Raw genomic sequence first — 1741 nt, forward strand, 5'->3', positions numbered from 1 at the left:
AAACCCGGGGCGGTTCAGGCCGCAGCACCAGGCACACCGGAGCTGTCATCCCCGGATGAAGAAGACGGCATGAGCATGGACTGAGTCGTCTTGGTACACCACCTCCTTGCCTAGAGGTGGTTCCCAGAAACTATTCGTATAAGGGGGACGGTACTGATAGCACGCTTAATGCCACGCTACATGTGGGCGAATTTCAACAGATTGCCAGAATATTTCCCCGAAGATTAGGAACTGTCGGCAGGTGCGAAGCCACTAAAATTTTCCTTCCTTTCCATAAGGGTAAAAATGAGTAACGCATGCCTGCTCATGCGCATTAAATTCTTTGACAAAGAGGCTTCCCCATGAATCGAATTTCAACCAGTTCAGTAAATTCCAGCTTCAGTTACTCGGCCCCTGCAGAGGAAGCGCAAAACCGCGTTTCCTCAGCCCCCACCAACTCCTCTCCACCTGGCACCACAACCGCTGTCGCCCAGGCGTCAGAGGGGCAAAAAAAGCCGGGGGCGGTATTAAGCATGCAGGCACAGCGACTGCGCCAATTGTGTGAGAGTTCATCTTACCAGTACCGGCAGAACGCGCTATTAGCTAAATCTTTTGATGCTCAACGCCTAGACATTAACACTCAAGCGGGCCCTTCCAATAGCCCTCACCTGAACGCTCTCAACAAGCTCCAACAACGAGACTTCAAACCTGCGGCTGGCGGGCTAGAAATCCCATTTACACCCAAATCCCTATTGGGCGGAGGTAAACGAGTCTATCAAATTGGCTCATCGTCACGCGACGTACAAGTCTGCCCACGTGGAGCTGGTGCTGCATTGAGGCAAGAAATCGCAGATAAGCAACTCATGGTTAACAATCTCACGGACGAGCTTCAAGACGCTATAGATGAGGCCAACCAAGCCGAGATAGCCAATACTTCACAACAGCTGCGCCAAGCCCGGTCTGACCTTGCTGAGCTACAGAGACGCTTTGCGGTACTCGGAAACGAAGACCGCAGAATCAACCAATAACCTTAAACACATCATAGCCCCTGCCTCAAGCGAATATGTAAGCCCAAGGCAAGTTGCATTTTAAATATCCTCGGGTAGGGCTCTGTCTTTTGATGCATAGGGAAGGTCTGAAGTAGCCGGATGTTTTCCGGCTACCGAGTCCTCAGCACTTTTCAAAAAACGATGCATGTCGAAATTTGCTCAATTATCTTCGCTTTTTAGCTCTTTCGGCCCGCTGCAAAGCCTTTTGCGGTAACCATTTCCTGCATTACACGCGCACCTCTCCTGCGCTCGCCAACAAATGTCGGCGAGCCATCCACAGGTTTGACAGGGCGAACAACGTCACCATCTGCGCGGTGTTCTTGGCCAAGCCCCGAAAGCGCACTTTTTCATAGCCAAACTGGCGTTTGATGACCCGAAACGGATGCTCGACCTTGGCGCGAACCTGGGCCTTGGCCTTCTCGATTTTGCGGATCGCCTTGTACAAAATACTGCGTTTTCCGTGCTTTTTGTAAGTGCTGCGGCGGGCGGCAATCTGCCAAATGACCTTGCGCCCAGCATGTTCTTCGCGCTTCTCAACCCCGGTGTAACCTGCGTCGGCGCAGACTACGTTTTCCTCGCCGTGTAGCAGTTTGGCAACCTGCGTGACGTCTGCCACATTGGCCGCTGTTACTACCACGCTGTGCACCAGGCCTGACTCGTCGTCGGCGCCGATGTGAGCCTTGGCGCCGAAATAGTACTGGTTACCTTTCTTG

General features: G+C 52.6%; 1 protein-coding gene and 1 pseudogene. One reads left to right on the forward strand and one right to left on the reverse strand.

Annotation, left to right across the window (positions count from 1 at the left end; genetic code table 11):
• Positions 1–341: 341 nt before the first annotated feature.
• Positions 342–1007: a XopO/AvrRps4 family type III secretion system effector gene (gene xopO, locus ALO43_RS18740; protein ID WP_054997908.1), complete on the forward strand. Its 666-nt coding sequence runs from the start codon at positions 342–344 to the stop codon at positions 1005–1007.
• Positions 1008–1254: 247 nt separating this feature from the next.
• On the opposite strand, the pseudogene ALO43_RS18745 reads toward xopO, so the two are convergent.
• Positions 1255–1741: pseudogene (locus tag ALO43_RS18745) on the reverse strand (IS5-like element ISPsy2 family transposase); the annotation flags it as partial.

Source organism: Pseudomonas tremae (genome assembly GCF_001401155.1).
In the GTDB taxonomy this organism is placed as follows: domain Bacteria; phylum Pseudomonadota; class Gammaproteobacteria; order Pseudomonadales; family Pseudomonadaceae; genus Aquipseudomonas; species Aquipseudomonas tremae.

Bases quoted from the DNA above. Each gene is read 5' to 3' on its own strand.
- xopO (WP_054997908.1), top strand. From the start codon at position 342: ATGAATCGAATTTCAACCAGTTCAGTAAATTCCAGCTTCAGTTACTCG.